The sequence below is a fragment of the Xanthomonas floridensis genome, assembly GCF_001642575.1.
GTDB classification, from domain to species: domain Bacteria; phylum Pseudomonadota; class Gammaproteobacteria; order Xanthomonadales; family Xanthomonadaceae; genus Xanthomonas; species Xanthomonas floridensis.
Window position 1 is genome coordinate 106452 of sequence record NZ_LXNG01000007.1, and the last position, 15832, is coordinate 122283.

Annotated in this window: 17 protein-coding genes; all 17 read left to right on the forward strand. The window is 53.9% G+C overall.

Features of this window, described 5'->3' with window-relative positions; translation table 11 throughout:
* The first annotated feature begins 42 nt into the window (after window positions 1–42).
* The 17 genes from A7D17_RS05005 (at window position 43) to A7D17_RS25195 (ending at window position 15672) form a co-directional block, all read left to right on the forward strand.
* Entirely contained in the window at window positions 43–966 is a 924-nt protein-coding gene (locus A7D17_RS05005; protein ID WP_064508086.1) for a VirB8 family type IV secretion system protein, read from the forward strand.
* Complete coding sequence (locus tag A7D17_RS05010) at window positions 963–1736, forward strand: TrbG/VirB9 family P-type conjugative transfer protein (RefSeq protein ID WP_064508087.1); 774 nt, start codon at window positions 963–965, stop codon at window positions 1734–1736. The genes A7D17_RS05005 and A7D17_RS05010 overlap by 4 nt, the downstream gene beginning before the upstream one ends.
* Window positions 1733–2995: a TrbI/VirB10 family protein gene (locus A7D17_RS05015; RefSeq protein WP_064508088.1), complete on the forward strand. Its 1263-nt coding sequence runs from the start codon at window positions 1733–1735 to the stop codon at window positions 2993–2995. Before A7D17_RS05010 ends, A7D17_RS05015 begins: the two co-directional genes overlap by 4 nt.
* Window positions 2996–3007: 12 nt before the next feature.
* Window positions 3008–4039 (forward strand): P-type DNA transfer ATPase VirB11, encoded by a 1032-nt coding sequence (virB11, locus tag A7D17_RS05020; protein ID WP_064508089.1) that lies wholly within the window; start codon window positions 3008–3010, stop codon window positions 4037–4039.
* A 41-nt stretch (window positions 4040–4080) separates the two neighbouring features.
* Window positions 4081–5007 (forward strand): lytic transglycosylase domain-containing protein, encoded by a 927-nt coding sequence (locus tag A7D17_RS22530; RefSeq protein ID WP_082861749.1) that lies wholly within the window; start codon window positions 4081–4083, stop codon window positions 5005–5007.
* A 70-nt stretch (window positions 5008–5077) separates the two neighbouring features.
* The gene (locus tag A7D17_RS05030) at window positions 5078–5467 is read left to right on the forward strand and encodes a TrbC/VirB2 family protein (protein ID WP_064508091.1); all 390 of its coding nucleotides are present in this window, start codon (window positions 5078–5080) and stop codon (window positions 5465–5467) included.
* Window positions 5460–5768 (forward strand): VirB3 family type IV secretion system protein, encoded by a 309-nt coding sequence (locus A7D17_RS05035; RefSeq protein WP_064508092.1) that lies wholly within the window; start codon window positions 5460–5462, stop codon window positions 5766–5768. Before A7D17_RS05030 ends, A7D17_RS05035 begins: the two co-directional genes overlap by 8 nt.
* 80 nt (window positions 5769–5848) lie before the next feature.
* Window positions 5849–8290, forward strand: a complete 2442-nt coding sequence (locus A7D17_RS05040) for a VirB4 family type IV secretion/conjugal transfer ATPase (RefSeq protein WP_064508093.1) — start codon at window positions 5849–5851, stop codon at window positions 8288–8290.
* Between the two features lie 53 nt (window positions 8291–8343).
* On the forward strand, window positions 8344–9168 hold the full coding sequence (locus A7D17_RS05045; protein WP_153041898.1) for a hypothetical protein: 825 nt from the start codon (window positions 8344–8346) through the stop codon (window positions 9166–9168).
* A 64-nt stretch (window positions 9169–9232) separates the two neighbouring features.
* Window positions 9233–10378 carry a TrbL/VirB6 family protein gene (locus tag A7D17_RS05050; RefSeq protein ID WP_064508097.1) on the forward strand — a complete coding sequence of 382 codons (1146 nt, stop codon included), beginning with the start codon at window positions 9233–9235 and terminating at the stop codon, window positions 10376–10378.
* A gap of 4 nt (window positions 10379–10382) precedes the next feature.
* The gene (locus A7D17_RS22535; RefSeq protein ID WP_153041899.1) at window positions 10383–10880 is read left to right on the forward strand and encodes a DUF4189 domain-containing protein; all 498 of its coding nucleotides are present in this window, start codon (window positions 10383–10385) and stop codon (window positions 10878–10880) included.
* Window positions 10881–11293: 413 nt separating this feature from the next.
* Window positions 11294–11815, forward strand: a complete 522-nt coding sequence (locus tag A7D17_RS25065) for a conjugal transfer protein TrbL (protein WP_338063131.1) — start codon at window positions 11294–11296, stop codon at window positions 11813–11815.
* A gap of 56 nt (window positions 11816–11871) precedes the next feature.
* Window positions 11872–12372 carry a DUF4189 domain-containing protein gene (locus A7D17_RS25185; RefSeq protein ID WP_082861751.1) on the forward strand — a complete coding sequence of 167 codons (501 nt, stop codon included), beginning with the start codon at window positions 11872–11874 and terminating at the stop codon, window positions 12370–12372.
* A gap of 698 nt (window positions 12373–13070) precedes the next feature.
* Window positions 13071–13433, forward strand: coding sequence for a DUF4189 domain-containing protein (locus tag A7D17_RS25190; RefSeq protein WP_425479571.1), 363 nt, complete (start codon window positions 13071–13073; stop codon window positions 13431–13433).
* 133 nt (window positions 13434–13566) lie between these two features.
* The gene (locus tag A7D17_RS05055; protein WP_239692140.1) at window positions 13567–13968 is read left to right on the forward strand and encodes a hypothetical protein; all 402 of its coding nucleotides are present in this window, start codon (window positions 13567–13569) and stop codon (window positions 13966–13968) included.
* An 8-nt stretch (window positions 13969–13976) separates the two neighbouring features.
* A complete protein-coding gene (locus A7D17_RS22560) occupies window positions 13977–14480 on the forward strand; it encodes a DUF4189 domain-containing protein (protein WP_082861753.1) in 504 nt (167 codons plus the stop codon).
* A gap of 697 nt (window positions 14481–15177) precedes the next feature.
* The gene (locus A7D17_RS25195) at window positions 15178–15672 is read left to right on the forward strand and encodes a DUF4189 domain-containing protein (RefSeq protein ID WP_082861754.1); all 495 of its coding nucleotides are present in this window, start codon (window positions 15178–15180) and stop codon (window positions 15670–15672) included.
* The last annotated feature ends 160 nt before the right edge of the window (window positions 15673–15832 follow it).

A 15832-nucleotide genomic window follows, 5' to 3' on the forward strand; every position in this document is an offset into this window, starting at 1 on the left:
GGGCTGGCCTGACGATAGCATTTGGTAATCAACGGATAACCCATGTTCCGTAAGAAGGAAACTGCGGGGGCCAAGGTGGAGCAATCCGTCGCCAAGGCCGTCAGTTATGAGATCACTGTGGCCGACATGGCTCGCAAGAGTGAGCGACGTGCCTGGATGGTCGCTGGTTGCTCGGTTGCATTGTCAATCGTGCTGGCAGGCGGGTACTTTTACATCCTCCCGCTGAAAGAGAAGATTCCTTTCCTGGTGATGGCAGATGCTTACACCGGCACTGCCACTGTTGCGCGACTGACTGGCACTTTTCAGGGTGAAAAAATCACCACTAATGAAGCCGTCAATCGAAGTAACGTCGCTCAGTATGTATTGGCACGTGAGTCTTATGATTCACAGTTGATGGGTTTGAGGGATTGGGATCTCGTCTTCTTGATGTCCTCCGATCCCGTCGCTGCATCGTATCGCCAACTCTATGCGAGGGCGAACCCTGCTAATCCTTTCGTCATGTACGGCCGAGAGAAGGCAATCAGGGTCAAGATTCTTAGCTTGACACCCTTGGATGCGCGGCCGGACGGCGGATTTAGCGGTGCATCGGTGCGTATCCAAAGGAATCTTTTCGACAAACGGACAGGCACAAGCAAGTACCTGGACAGCCGAATCATCACCATGCGTTTCACCTATCGCAATGATGTGGCGTTCTCCGAGCAGGACAGGGTGCTGAATCCGTTGGGCTTCCAGGTGTCTGATTATCGGGCCGATACCGATTATTCGAAGGGTGTGCCTGTGCCGACAGATGACGCCCAAGCACTTGGAGCGCCGGCAGACCAGGCAGCGCCAATGGACCCTGCTGAGCTTCCGGCCGACGCGGCAGAGCAAATGCCAGCGATCGGATCTGGTGCAACTCAAACAGTGCAGCCAGAGATGGCCGAGCCGATTTCCATTGGAACTGCTGAGGGAGCAAGCAACCGATGAGTAGTGGACGTAAATATGGGCTTGCAGTGGCCCTCCTTGTTGCATTTGCCGCGTCGCCGGTCGCCGTGCAGGCGCAGGCGGTCGATTATTACGACTATAAACCAGATCAGATCTATCAGGTCCGGACCGGTTTGGGTATCACGACGCAGATTGAATTAAGTCCGAACGAAAAGATTCTTGACTACAGCACTGGATTCAGCAGTGGCTGGGAATTGACTCGCCGGGGTAATGTCTTCTATTTGAAGCCGAAGAATGTCGACGTGGATACGAATCTGATGATTCGCACGGAGATGAATTCCTATATCTTCGAGTTGAAAGTTGTTGCGACCGACTGGCGCCAGCTCGAGCAGGCGCGTCGAGAAGGCGTGCAGTATAAAATTGCATTCACCTATCCTGGCGATACGCAGTTCGCAGTCGCGCAGAAGGCGGTGGAAGAAGAGGTCAAGCCGCTGCTGAGTAGCGAGCTCGCAAAGGATCGTCAGTATTATTTCGACTACTCCTACTCAACGCGAAACAAGAAAAAAGCCTGGTTGATACCAGTTAGTGCATACGATGATGGTCGCTTCACCTACTTGAAGTTGAATCCGTCTCCTGAGTTCCAGACTGGTAGCTTCCCCGCAGTGTTCGGCCGTGAGCAGGAGCATGGTGAAGACTTCGTGGTGAACACTACCGTCGAAGGGAATACGTTGGTCGTGCATGGGACCTACCCTTATCTGGTCATCCGTCACGGTGATAACGTGGTCGGGCTGCGAAGGAATGCGAAGAAATGAGTCCAAATACTTCTAACAATGACCAAGGTCGTGAGCAGGTCGATCCGGCCTCCGGTACTCACGAGGAAGCACTGGGTTCTAATCCCTACTACAATCGTGCGCAGGGCGATGCGCCTAATCTGGATGCCGCCGCGCCGACGTTACGAAGCGCTGAAGACCAGCGCCTGAACAGGAAGGCGTTGGTGTTCTTGGCGGGCATCGTGGCTTTGCTTATCTTGATGGGGTTTCTGGTGCTTCGGAAGTCTCGCGACGACGAGCAGCCTCCCAAGAAGGAGACGCAGGTGGCGCGTACCGCCACTCCGACGATTCCTAGTCTGCAGAGCGACCCGGAGCCGGTGCAGCAGACCCGCGAGCCGGATGCGATCGATGTGCTGCCTGCGCTCCCCAGTTCTGCTCCCCAGCAGGTCAATTATCAGCCGATGCCGGAGGCGCCAGAGCGTGACCGTGGGCCTACGCTGCTTGAACGCCGGATGGCGTCCACCGGGATGGGTTCGGGTGGTCAGAATACTGGTAGTGACGGCGGGGCTGATCAGCCACCGCAACCTTCCGATGAAATGTACCGCCAGTTGATGTCACGCGCGTCGGGCGGCGAACCGCAGCCTGAAAGCAGCCAGTCCAGGCGGGGTCCGGATGTCGATGATGTTTCCAGCGCTAGTTTCATCAATCACCCAGACGCCCTGCTGGTCAGGGGTACGTACCTGCGCTGCGTGCTTGAGACGCGGATCATCACGGATGTACCGGGATTTACGTCCTGCCTATTGACCGAGCCCGTCTATTCCATCAACGGACGCAGTCTTCTGCTGCCGAAGGGTTCCAAGATTTACGGCAGCTATGGTGGCGGTCCGACTGGTAAGCGCGTGTCTGTCATCTGGGATCGCATCACCACGCCGAATGGAATCGATGTTGCGATGTCCAGCCCCGGTGTCGACCAGTTGGGCGGTGCAGGACATCCCGGGCAGTACAGTGCGCACTGGGGCAGTCGCATCACGTCCGCGCTGATGATCAGTATGCTTGCTGATATCTTCAAGTACGCGGCTGCTGAGAACGGCCCCGAGACGACGACGATTACGGGCAATGGTTTGGCGATTCAGCAGCCCTACGAAAGTTCCACTGCACGAACCATGGAGCGCCTGGCAGGTGAGGCGCTCAATGAAAACATGCGTCGGCCGCCGACGGTTACCATTAATCAGGGTGTCGTGGTGAACGTGTACGTTGCAAAGGATGTTGATTTTACTGCCGTGCTTGCGCGGCGCCGCTGACGGATAGATGTGATGGACGCCGAGTCCAAGATTGCCGACGTATCGAGTGAGTTCCTACGCTACCAGTACGAAGTGCTGGGAATTCATGAGTACATGACCTCCAAGGACGTGACGGAAATCTGTATCAACCGTCCTGGAGAGCTCTATCTTGAAACGGCGTCTGGCTGGCAGCGGGTTGAGGTGCCGAGCCTGACCTTCGAACGCGCACGGCAGTTCTGCACTGCCGTGGTCAATGAAAGCAACACGGGGCAGCGAATCACCGATGCTGACCCCGTGGTTTCACTGACGTTTCCCACAGGTCAGCGCGCTCAATTTGTGATTCCACCGGCATGCGATGCGGGCAAGGTGTCGATCACCATCCGCCTTCCGTCCAAGCACATGAAGACGCTCGCCCAGTATCAGGAGGATGGCTTCTTTGATCAGATCCTTGAGACCGGTCATAGCCTGACTGAGCAGGATCGCGAGCTGCTGGAGCTGCGACACACCCGCAATTACGCTGAATTCTTCAGGCGCGCCGTCCTTTACAAGAAGAACATTGTCGTCTCGGGTGCAACCGGTAGTGGCAAGACCACGTTCATGAAGTCGCTGGTGCATCATATTCCCGAGAACGAGCGCCTCGTCACGATCGAAGACGCCAGGGAACTGTTCCTGACGCAGCAAAACACCGTCCATCTCCTCTATTCGAAGGGTGGGCAAAGTGCAAGCAACGTGTCGGCCAAGAGCTGCATGGAGGCGTGTCTGCGCATGAAGCCAGACCGAATCATTCTGGCCGAGTTGCGGGGCGATGAGGCGTTTTATTTCATCCGAAATTGCGCATCTGGTCACCCTGGTTCGATCACGAGTTGCCATGCCGGCAGCCCGGAACAGACGTGGGACCAGTTGGCGCTGATGGTCAAGGCTTCCAACGAAGGCTCAGGTCTGGAGTTTGCGATCATCAAGCGCTTGCTGATGATGACGATTGACGTGGTGGTGCACATCAAGGCACATGCTGGCCGGCGTTACATCACGGGTATCGACTTCAATCCTGAGCGCGCCTTCAGTTGATGTCAGGTGATGGCTGTAACTTTGAGCTGATGAGGTGAATCATGCTTCCTGGAATTGAAATGGCTGCGTGTGCGGACATGGCAGTCCCCATGTCGGTCATGCAACACGTGGTGAACGTTGAGTCTTCCAGCAACCCCTACGCGATTGGCGTTGTGGGTGGGAGGCTCGTGCGTCAGCCGAAGACAATGGGGGAGGCACTGGCAACGGTCAAGATGCTGGAGGACAAGGGCTACAACTTTTCCGTGGGCCTGGCCCAGGTCAATCGCTATAACTTGGCCAAGTACGGTCTCGGGTCCTACGAGAAAGCATTTCACCAGTGCTCCAACCTCCAGGCAGGCTCGAAAATTCTGGCGGAATGCTATTCACGGTCCGGCAATGACTGGGGTAAATCGTTCAGCTGTTACTACTCGGGGAACTTCGTCACCGGTTATCGACATGGCTATGTGCAAAAAATCTACGCGTCCATTCAAGGCCAACGGGGCGCGGAAGCCGCAGTACCCATCCCCGTTGTGAGCACGGGGCGGTCGCCGGCACCCCGTCAGGCGCCGGCCCTTCAGAACGTGCAAATAGAGCGTAGAATCGTAGATCAGGACACAGGCGAGAGGGTGCAGGGAATGGCACAAAGGGCACAATTCGTACCCCAGCGTAACGGCGATTCGGCACTTGTGATCGCGCCTGCGAGCGTCTCCGAATACGCCCGGGGAGCGTTGGTCAGGACAGCCGATGCGGCGCTTGCGAATGTTGTTACCGGTGCGCTGACCAAGCGTGGCGGTCCAAGCCAGGGCGATGCTGCCGCTGAACCAATGGCCGAAATGCAGCGCGAGTCAGCAGGTAGTGCGACCGGTCCATCGGGCCCGGTGATGCTGCGTCCCTGGGGAGAAAAGTCGACCGTCGCGCGCCCGACCGGGCAGGCAAACCCTCCAGCGTTGCCTACCGCATCAAATGTAGATACCGCATTCGTTTTTTGACGATTGCAACCCCAACGGCCGGCAGTGCCAGCCAGTAGTTGTCGCTAGACCATCATCAAGGAGATTGACAGTGAAGTTGAATAACCAAGACATCGCAAATGCACGTCGTACGCTCAAGACCATTGCTTATGCCGTCGCGTCGGTTGCCCTGTTTGCTTCGGGTGCTGCACTGGCGACAGGTGGTACCACGTACGGCGGCACGGACAAGAGAGTCTGTGGCTTTTTCGAAGACATCAATGGCTTGCTCAGCATGGCGTCGATTGCAGTTGTGACCATCGCCGTGATCTTCTCGGGTTACCAGATCGCATTTGCCCACAAGCGTATTGGCGATGTTGCTCCCATCCTGATCGGCGGCGTTTTCATCGGTGCTGCCGGGCAGATTGCGACGATGCTGATCGGCGAGGACGGCGAGAAGTGCACCGCAATGGTGACGCAGCTCAGCCAGTACATGAATGCATAAGAACGTCGTCTTCAGAGGTTGCACCCGCCCGGCAATGTTCATGGGTGTCCCGTACTTGCCGTTCTTCATCATCGTGGGCGGGACATTCCTGCTGTCCCTGTACACCAGGATGTGGGTCATGGCGGCAATTCCTCTTGAGATCTTTGTCCTGCGGCAGATGGCGCGCCGTGATGAGATGATTTTCCGGATGCTTGGGCTGAAGGTCCAGTTTCAGTTGAAGGTCAGGAATGTTGGCAATCACGCAGGGAACTGGGTGTTTTCGCCTAACAACTATCGTCGAACACCCGCGCCGAAAGATTGAAGCAGGCAACGAACCGGCAGCTGGTCTGCCGGTTCGCTGCATGGAAGATCCTTGGTTACGTGTTTTCAATGGAATAAAGCATGTTCAGTCCAGATGCGCCAATTGGTGACTTCATTACGCTGTCATCCCATGTTGCACCTGCGGTCATCAAGACCACGGGCGGCGATTTCCTGATTACATGGCATTTGGAAGGGTTGCCTTTCGTCGGCCGTGAAGACTGGGATCTGGAACACAAGCACAACACCTTCAACCGTCTGCTGCAGACCCTGCGTGCCCCTGATTTCGTGAACGTTGCATTCTGGGTTCACGATGTGCGCCGCAAACGTCGCCTCAAGAGCAAGAGCTCGTTTCGGCAACGCTTCAACCAGGATCTGTCTGACGAGTATTTTGAAATGCTCTCGGCGCAGCGGATCATGCAGAACGAGCTGTACCTGACCATGATTTACCGCCCCGTGGTGGCGGGCAAGCGTTTCGTGGAAAAATCAACCAACGTCGAGAAGTTGCAGGCTGAGCAAAATCAGGCGATTGCCAAGCTGATGGAAATGGCGGGCAATGTTGAAGCCGTGATTCGCGACTATTCTCCGTATCGTCTTGGCATGTACGAGGCAAAGAATGGGGTCGTCTTTTCCGAGGCGCTCGAGTTCTTTGGTTATCTCATCAACCGCATCGACGAGCCGGTTCCGGTGCTTTCTGCGCCGATCAAGGACTATCTGCCGGTCAGCCGGCACACGTTTTCGCCGAAGACGGGCGATTTCCTGGTGACGACACCGAACGGAGGCAACCACTTCGGGGCAATCCTGAATATCAAGGAATACGCTGAGGCGACCTTCCCAGGCATCCTCAATGGCCTCAAATACCTTGATTTCGAGTATGTGATCACCCATTCCTTCAGCCCGATGGGGCGGCAGGATGCCTTGAAGGTACTGGATCGCACCAAGGGCATGATGATTTCCTCTGGCGACAAGGCCGTCAGTCAGATCGTGGAACTGGACCAGGCGATGGATCAGCTGTCGTCGGGCAATTTTGTGTTGGGTGAATACCACTTCCTGGTAGCCATCTATGCCGATAGCCAGGAGCGTCTTTCTCAGAATATTGCGGCAACACGCGCGGAGTTGTCGAACGCAAGTTTCGTTTCTGCCAAGGAAGATATTGCAATCGCATCGTCCTTCTATTCTCAGCTGCCCGGAAACTGGCGCTACAGGACGCGGCTGGCCAATATCAGTTCGCTGAACTTCCTTGGCTTGTCGCCGCTGCATAACTTTGCTACCGGCAAGCAACATAATAATCCCTGGGGGGACTGCGTCACGACGCTGCAGACCACCAACGGCCAGCCCTACTATTTCAATTTCCACGCGACCCATCCTTCGGAGAACTCGTTGGGGGAAAAGGCAATCGCCAATACGATGGTGATCGGCAAGTCCGGTACCGGTAAGACTGCGCTGATCAACTTCCTGTTGAGTCAGGTGCAGAAATACGAGCCGTCGCCGACGATCTTCTTCTTCGACAAGGACCGAGGTGCGGAAATCTTCGTGCGTGCCTGTGGTGGAAACTATCTTGTGCTCGAAAACGGTCAACCTACCGGCTTCAATCCGTTCCAGTGCGAGCGCTCGGAAGAGAATGTCCAGTTCCTTGCGGACCTGATCAAGGTGCTGGCTGGCAAGCGTGAGTACACCTCGCGCGAGGAAGAGGATATCTATCGGGCGGTCGAGAACATGCTCGATACCCCGATGCACCTGCGCAGCATGAGCAATTTTCAGAAGAGCCTCCCCAACATGGGGGACGACGGTTTGTACGCGCGTATGCGGCGCTGGACGTCGGGCAATTCGCTTGGTTGGGTGTTCGACAATCCGGTTGACACGATCGACCTGAGTCGCGCGAACATCATCGGCTTCGATTACACCGACGTGATCGATAACCCTGAAGTTCGCGTGCCGGTCATCAATTATCTGCTGCATAAGCTTGAATCGCTGATCGATGGGCGCCCTCTCATTTACGTAATGGATGAGTTCTGGAAGATTCTGGACGGCGAGGGTGGCCTGAAGGAATTTGCCAAGAACAAGCAGAAGACCATTCGTAAGCAAAACGGTATGGGTATCTTCGCCACGCAAAGCCCTGAAGACGCTTTGAAGAGCGACATCGCCGCGGCCCTGATCGAGCAGACTGCCACGCTGATCCTGCTGCCCAATCCGAACGCGAGCAGGGAAGACTACATCGAAGGCCTGAAGCTGACTGATGCAGAATTCCAGGTCGTTACGGCCTTGGACGAACGGTCACGCTGCTTCCTGGTAAAACAGGGGCACGCGTCGAGTGTATGTCAGCTCAATCTGCGCGGCATGGATGATGCACTGTCGGTGATTTCCGCATCGACCGATAATATCGAGATCATGCATCGGGTGATTCAGGACGCAGCGCTCAAGCGTGGCGTCCATATCAGTGAACTTTCACCTGAAGAATGGCTCGACACGTTTTATGAGAAGCGTAAAGGCTCGCGCAGTAAAAAACAGCAGGTCATTGCCGCCTGAGTTCAGGGAAGTTGCGTACTTCGATCGATTGAAAGGGAAGCTGGAGAATAAAAATGAATGTACAGACTGAACGCGCTAAAAAAACCCATTCTGTCCGGTCCAAGCTACGAACGCTGGTATTGGTCGCTGGCTGCACGGTATGCTTGAATGGCCAGGCTGTTACATTCATCGATCCTGCGAACCTGGTTGAAAATTTCACGCAGCGGGTTCAGTCCGCGTGGCAGTTTGCCAAAGATAATTCGCAATATGCGAAAGAGGCGCAATACTTCATCGACCAGGCACAGCGGTGGAAGCGACAGTACGATGCGGCGATGGCCTTTATTAATTTGCGAGCCTTTCGTTCGTTGCTGCCCGACGGCGTAAAGCTGGAAAAGGTTGATGAAGAATACATGGTGAAAGAGCGGTGTGGTGGCGATGCCCCTAGCGTATTTAGTGTTTCCGGACTGAAAGAGATTATCAAGAACACAGTCCAGGAGGCTATGAATAGCGAGGATATCGATAAGCAGCAGAAAAAAACTTGTGCTTATATCCAGATGTTAAAAAACAAGCAGTACAATGAATCAATGGATTTCCTTTATAGCACGATGCCGGCCTTTCAGGACCGGCTGGATGGTATTGTGAATGGCGCCATTGGCAATAAAAAGCCAGGCGAAGTTTCGGCAATGATGTTCGAGCTGAAAGCTCTTTCCAATGCGATGGATATCCAGATGTCGACGTGGACGGCTCGCAATCAGGCGTATCAGAGCTACATCGTTTTGATGGAGGACAAGCAGAAGTCGCTGGCGACGCAGGCGCTTAGGGGCAAAGAGGTGCTGCTGGGTACCGTTGTGAAGAATCTTGCCTTACGTGCTGCGTTGAAGAACGAGCAAACCAAGTAAAGGTCTATCGGAAATTTGGCTGAAGTTTTCGCTTCGGCATCGTTGGAATTAAGGAACGTGTCTCATGGTTATGGACATCGCTAGTACAGTTTCCGGTTGGCTGCCCACAATGCGTGTGGCCGATGGTGGCTCGATAGGAGATTTCTTCTTCTTTCAGGCCATTATCGAGTATCTTCGGATCGAAATTTACAACTTCGGCCTCGAGACGATGCGTCGGTTGATGGTCTGGGTTGGTGGAATAGCCTTGACATTGATGACGTTATGGATCTTGCTGCAGGGCTATCTGATCATTACCGGCAAGACCAGGGACTCGATGATGTCCTTGGTCACTGGCATGGCGCGCGGTGCGCTTGTAGTCATGGTCGCCTCCTCGATGGGGATGTTCGGCCAGGATCTGCATCAGTTTTTGGCGGTGAACGTTCCCCAGGAAATCACGGGGCTGATCACCGGCAACGAGGATGAAACGGCAGAGCAGCAGATCGACCAAAGCCTGGCCTGGATGCAGGTTGCGCTGACCACGATCGACGCCCTGCAAGTGGTGGATGATAAGGGACTGCAAGAAGAAAAAGCCACCGCGATGTGGATGACGGGCATCGGCACCGGTGGACCGGCGCTGACGGCTGCTGCCATGTTGTTGCTGTATCAGGTGGCCATTGCGATGTTCGTCGGTTTTGGTCCGCTGTTCATCCTGTGCCTGCTCTTCGACCAGACCAAGCAGCTGTTCCAGAAGTGGCTGCTTTACGGGATCGGCACGATGTTCTCGATGGGCGTGCTGGCCGCGATGGTGTCGATCTGCATGAAGATGGTGGTCAAGGTTGCCGGATCGCTCTGGGCGGTCAAGGGGCTTGGCATATTGTTGCAAACCGATTTCACGAACGGCATCACAAGCCAGGCCATGCAAACGGGCGGGATGGGCGTATTGTTGACGCTCCTGATCCTGACAACTCCGCCGATGGCAGCTTTCTTCTTCCAGGGCACGCTGGGCAGCTTCATGGCGTATTCGCAGATTGGTGGCGCTACATCGGCCGGCGGATCGCCTGGGCCGCAGGGGCAGGCGCCGGGGTCGTACACCCCCAGTGCTCCTAGAAATCAAAGTAGTACGGCTGATAGCGATGTAGGAAGATCTACTAATCCAGTCATCAGGTCGGGTTCTCCCGAGCCGGGCGCTCAGCCTGGTATGCGTGCAAGCGGAAATTTTGAGCGCGGATAACTACATGAAATTGATCAAATATTTTTCTTATTTGGCGATGCTGCTTCCTTTTCACGCCATGGGCGAGGGCCGCTGTCCGCCTGGCTTCGTTCCAATCGGTGGTCAAGGCGCAGAGGGATGTGCTCCGATTGGGGGCAGTAGTACTTCAATGCCACAGCCCACGGGTCATTGGGAAAAAAGATGGGGAGCTATTGCATTAGAAGATGGTGAAGGGGGAGCGGTAGGCGTTTCGGCCGGAAAAAAAAGCCGGAGAGATGCAGTTGGCGAAGCTGTTAATTTGTGTGAGAAGACCGGAGTGAGTTGTAAAACTTTCGTGTATTTTAATCAATGTGCCGCATTGGCATGGCCTGGTCGCCCCGAGCACGGGAGGATTATTAGGCAGGGTGCAGAAAAGCTGCAACAAGCCGAATCCCTTGCCTTGGAGAAATGCAATAATGGTGGCGATAATGACTGTAAAATAGTGTACTCGGCTTGCTCTTATCCGGAATTTAGAAGGTATTAGAAGTCCGTTAGTTATTTTTTGGTCTGCGACAAATTGAATTATTTTTTGTGCTGCGCTGAAAAAGCTAATTGCCTAGTTGGCTGTTGCCATATAAAAAGCATGTAAAGAAGATGGACGGGTATGCTTTGCTCCTAATCTCAGAGATGTTGCGGGTAGCCGCCTTCTCTTCCGGATCACCGGCAACGAAGATGAAGCGGCGAAGTAGCAAATCGACGAAAGCCTTGCCTGGATGCAAGTTGAAGTGACTACAATCGATTCGCTGCAGGTTGTCGCCGATGAAGGGCTGCAGCGAGAGAAGGCATAGCAATGTGTTTCACGGGCCTTGGTACCGGCGGTCCGGCGCTGCCATGTTGTAGCTTTACCAGATCGCCATTGCGATCTTTGTTGGTTTTGGTCCGCTGTTCATCCTGTGCCTGCTCTTCGAACAGATCAAGCAACTGTTCCAGAAGTGGCTGCTTTACGGGATCGGCACGATGTTCTCGATGGGCGTGTTGGCTGCCATGGTGTTGATCTGCATGAAGATGGTGGTCAAGGTTGCCGGATCGCTATGGGCGGTCAAGGGGCTTGGCATATTGTTGCAAACCGATTTCACGAACGGCATCACAAGCAAGGCCATGCAAACGGGCGGGATGGGCGTATTGTTGACGCTCCTGATCCTGACAACTCCGCCGATGGCAGCATTCTTCTTCCAGGGCACGCTGGGCAGCTTCATGGCGTACTCGCAGATCGGTGGCGCTACATCGGCCGGCGAATCGCCTGGGCCGCAGGGGCAGGCGCCGGGGTCTTATACTCCACCAGCACCCGCCAGAGAGTCCCAATCCACGGTCGACTCTTCTGCAGGGGGATATCGTGCTGCACTGCCTAGTTCAGGACCTTCTTTCGACCCAAGCGTATCTCCGGTGCAATGGCACAAGCCCCAACATCAAACGACATGAAGCGTTCTCGCGAGTAACTATCTAAATACGAGCGCTATGGACGATCTAGGTGATTTATGATTAAAGCTATCCTTTTTTTCTTTCTACTCCTATTGGCTTTTGAGTCGTTTGCGGAGGGTAATTGCCCTCCAGGATATTACCCAATCGGAGGGCAGGGCGCCGCGGGTTGTGCGCCTATACCTCAGGGTGGAGGGGCTGGTGCGAACTCAGCACCGAGGGCAACGGGTAAATGGCTTAAAACGTGGGGGGCAGTTGCAGGTCGAAAGGATGGTGGTGACTTAGGTACCGCGTCCGGTAAGTTGAGTAAGCGTGACGCGGCCAAGTCTGCATTGGATATGTGCGGTGGCGAGTCTCGTGGGTGCAAAATTATATACACCTATAGGAACGGTTGTATCGGAATGTCGCAAGTGGTTGGTGGAGGGGTTTATGCTTTTGCAGGAGGGGGGGATTTGCAGGATGCGAAGCGAAACGCAGACAATACTTGCAAGAAGTTATCTGGCAAATCTTGTGAGGTGCTTTATTCAGATTGTACAGACCCTGTATTTAAAAGTTTTTAATGGGTTTATTTCTGTATTCTAATTGACTAGAGCCTGGCCTGGATGCAGGTTGTGCTGGCCACGATCGACGTACTGCAAGTGGTGAATTCTTGGTCCTTAGTTTCGACAATATTGATTTATAGTCATTATTGTTGCTGTCAATCCTGCATGAAGATGGTCGTGAAGGTCGCCGGATCGCTTTGGGCGGTCTAGGGGCTTGGCATATTGTTGCAAACCGATTTCACGAACGGCATCACAAGCCAGGCCATGCAAACGGGCGGGATGGGCGTATTGTTGACGCTCCTGATCCTGACAACTCCGCCGATGGCAGCATTCTTCTTCCAGGGCACGCTGGGCAGCTTCATGGCGTACTCGCAGATCGGTGGCGCTACATCGGCCGGTGGATCGCCTGGGCCGCAGGGGCAGGCGCCGGGGTCTTATACTCCGAGTGCACCTACCGGGACCTCACAACAAGCGTCTAGTGAGGCAACTCGGGCTTCGGGGCAGCGCTGGGGAGGATCTGGAGTGGATCAGTTTGAACCCTCTGGAGCACGTGCTGCACCGCGCGAATATAACGTATAGGTCGCATAATGAAGAAATTACTATACAACGGTTCGGTGGCTTTAATTTTTTCACTTCCAGGAATCTGTTTCGCTGAAGGCTCCTGTCCGCCGGGTTACTATCCAATAGGTGGCCAGGGTGTTTCCGGCTGCGCACCCATGGGGGGCAACTCAGGGCAGGAAGCTAGACCCACCGGAGAGTGGAGTACGCGTTGGGGAGCGCTGGCTAGAGACAAAGCAGATACCGTCGTTGGCGTGTCTGTACGTGAAAAATCGAAGTCGGCAGCTCGTAAGAATGCTATTGCAGAGTGTCAAAAGTTAGGCGGTGAACACTGCGAGGCAACAGTGACATACAAGAACGCTTGTATAGCAGTAGCTGAGTCTACTGCTGCCAATAAGTCGAATACGTCTATTTCTTCAACGAAGGCTGAAGCAGAGAAGCTGACGCTGGCTACATGTGCGGAGACCGACTGCAAAATCGTTTACTCGGATTGCAGTAGCGCTTCTTTTAACAGATTCTAGGTCCATGCGTTTTTTGGTTGGCTTTTGAATTTAAGGTGCCATCTTGGAATCGGGAAATGCGCTTAGTTGCATGCTTGGTCCTTAGTTTCGACAATATTGATTTGTAATCAATTATTGTTGCTGTCGATCCTGCATGAAGATGGTGGTCAAGGTCGCCGGATCGCTCTGGGCGGTCAAGGGGCTTGGCATATTGTTGCAAACCGATTTCACGAACGGCATCACAAGCCAGGCCATGCAAACGGGCGGGATGGGCGTATTGTTGACGCTCCTGATCCTGACGACCCCGCCGATGGCAGCATTCTTCTTTCAGGGCACGCTGGGCAGCTTCATGGCGTACTCGCAGATCGGCGGCGCTACATCGGCCGGCGGATCGCCTGGGCCGCAGGGGCAGGCGCCGGGGTCGTACACTCCGCCTAGGCCGATTGAGTCCCTTGGCTCGAATGATTTTGGAAATAATCGGCAAGTTATTGGATCTTCCCCTATTCAACAACAAAATAGCGGCAGTCGAGCTTCTGAAAGAAGCCAGAATTCGTAGAGATCCTTATGAAAATTTTATTTCAGCTAGGTTTGTTGCTTATCCTCTTTTCATGTGCTTGGCCGGTGCTCGCTGAAGGCAATTGCCCCCAGGGCTATTATCCCATAGGAGGTCAAGGTGTCTCGGGATGCGCACCTATTAATAGCCAAGGTGCAAACTCTTCGCCTCAGCCTACTGGTGAGTGGAAAACTCGTTGGGGAGCTCTAGCAAGAGATGAGATCACGCAAACGCTCGGGGTCGCGGCAGGGGAAAAATCTAAATCAGCTGCGCGCCATGCTGCTATCGATTTTTGCAGTCAAGATGGCGCTAAGGCTTGCAAAATCGTATTTGTTTACAAGAGCGCTTGTGTTGCTGTCGTTGAGTCTCAGTCTGCTGCGAACTCAAGCGTAATCTCCGCGCCGGACAGTAAGCAAGCTCTTAAAATGGCTACTGAAAAGTGTGAGGGGCGCGGTGTTTCAGATTGCAAGCTAACTTATTCGGCTTGCAGTGATCCGGAATTCAAAGCGTACTAAAGTAATTTGCTATAAAAATTTCACGCGTCAATGCTATTTAAATAATTCAATTAATATCTATCTAAATTTTAAACGGCAGTAATAAATTAATTTGATTGCGTTAGATTAAATCAATCAAATCTTTCAGAAATCGTTGCTCTATGGCACCGGTACGGTGTTCCTGATGGGGGCTCGCCGCATGATGTCGATCTCAATGGAGATGCTCGCCAAGGTCGTTGGCTCGCTATGGGCAGTGAAAGGTGTCACAGAGGTCGGGTAGTGCAGAGGCTGGGCGTAGCGTTAGGCATGGATTTAACTAGCGGCATTATAAGCTACGCCATGCAAACGGGCGGGATGGACGTATATTGTTGACGCTCCTGATCCTGACGACCCCGCCGATGGCAGCATTCTTCTTTCAGGGCACGCTGGGCAGCTTCATGGCGTACTCGCAGATCGGTGGCGCTACATCTGCCGGTGGATCGCTTGGGCCGCAGGGGCAGGCGCCGGGGTCTTACACTCCATCTAGTCCTGCTAGAGAGAGTGGACCGTCGGCTTCCTCGTCGGCACCGGAAGTGCGAGCTACATCGCCAAATTCAGGAGCGTATTCGGGGTCTAGCACGTCTTCCGGCATGATGGCTCAAGCGCCAACTTCAAATGATATGAGCCGTTCTCGTGGGTAAAAGTTTAACTTCAACCATTCGTGCTTTAGGGTGCCATCATGGTTAAGATTTTCCTGCTATTATTTTTTGTTTTTCTATCTTCTGAATCACTGGCGGAAGGCAACTGCCCTCCGGGATATTATCCAATTGGGGGGCAAGGCGCTGCCGGTTGCGCTCCTATACCCCAAAGTGGCGCAGGCTCAGGTACGGCACCGAGAGCGACCGGTAAGTGGATAAAAACTTGGGGGGCAATCGCTATGGCACCCGATGGCACGATGGGCACCTCGTCGGGTAAGTTGAGTAAACGTGACGCCGTGAAATCTGCCATAGACTCCTGTGCAGATGGTTCGGAGGGGTGCATGATCAAATACACATTTAGAAACGCTTGTATTGGTATGTCGCAGGTCATTGGAGGGGGCATCTACACTATTGAGGGCGGGCCCGATCTGCTAGCTGCTCAGCAGAACTCTGACAACTCCTGTAAGCAAAAGTCGGGTAACTCCTGTAAGTTGGTGCATTCCGTCTGTTCAGAGCCATTTTTTAAGCGTTTCTGAGTTGGGATTCTGGGGTTAATCAGACCGGCATGGTCTATGAATTTCTCATTCTGTATAGTAAAATTAAATTTTTCATTTTTACTCAGTCGGAAGAAAAATTTTATACGTCCAAGACAGCTATCTGCTAAATATCTAGCGACTTGCAGGGCTGGGTTCGGCG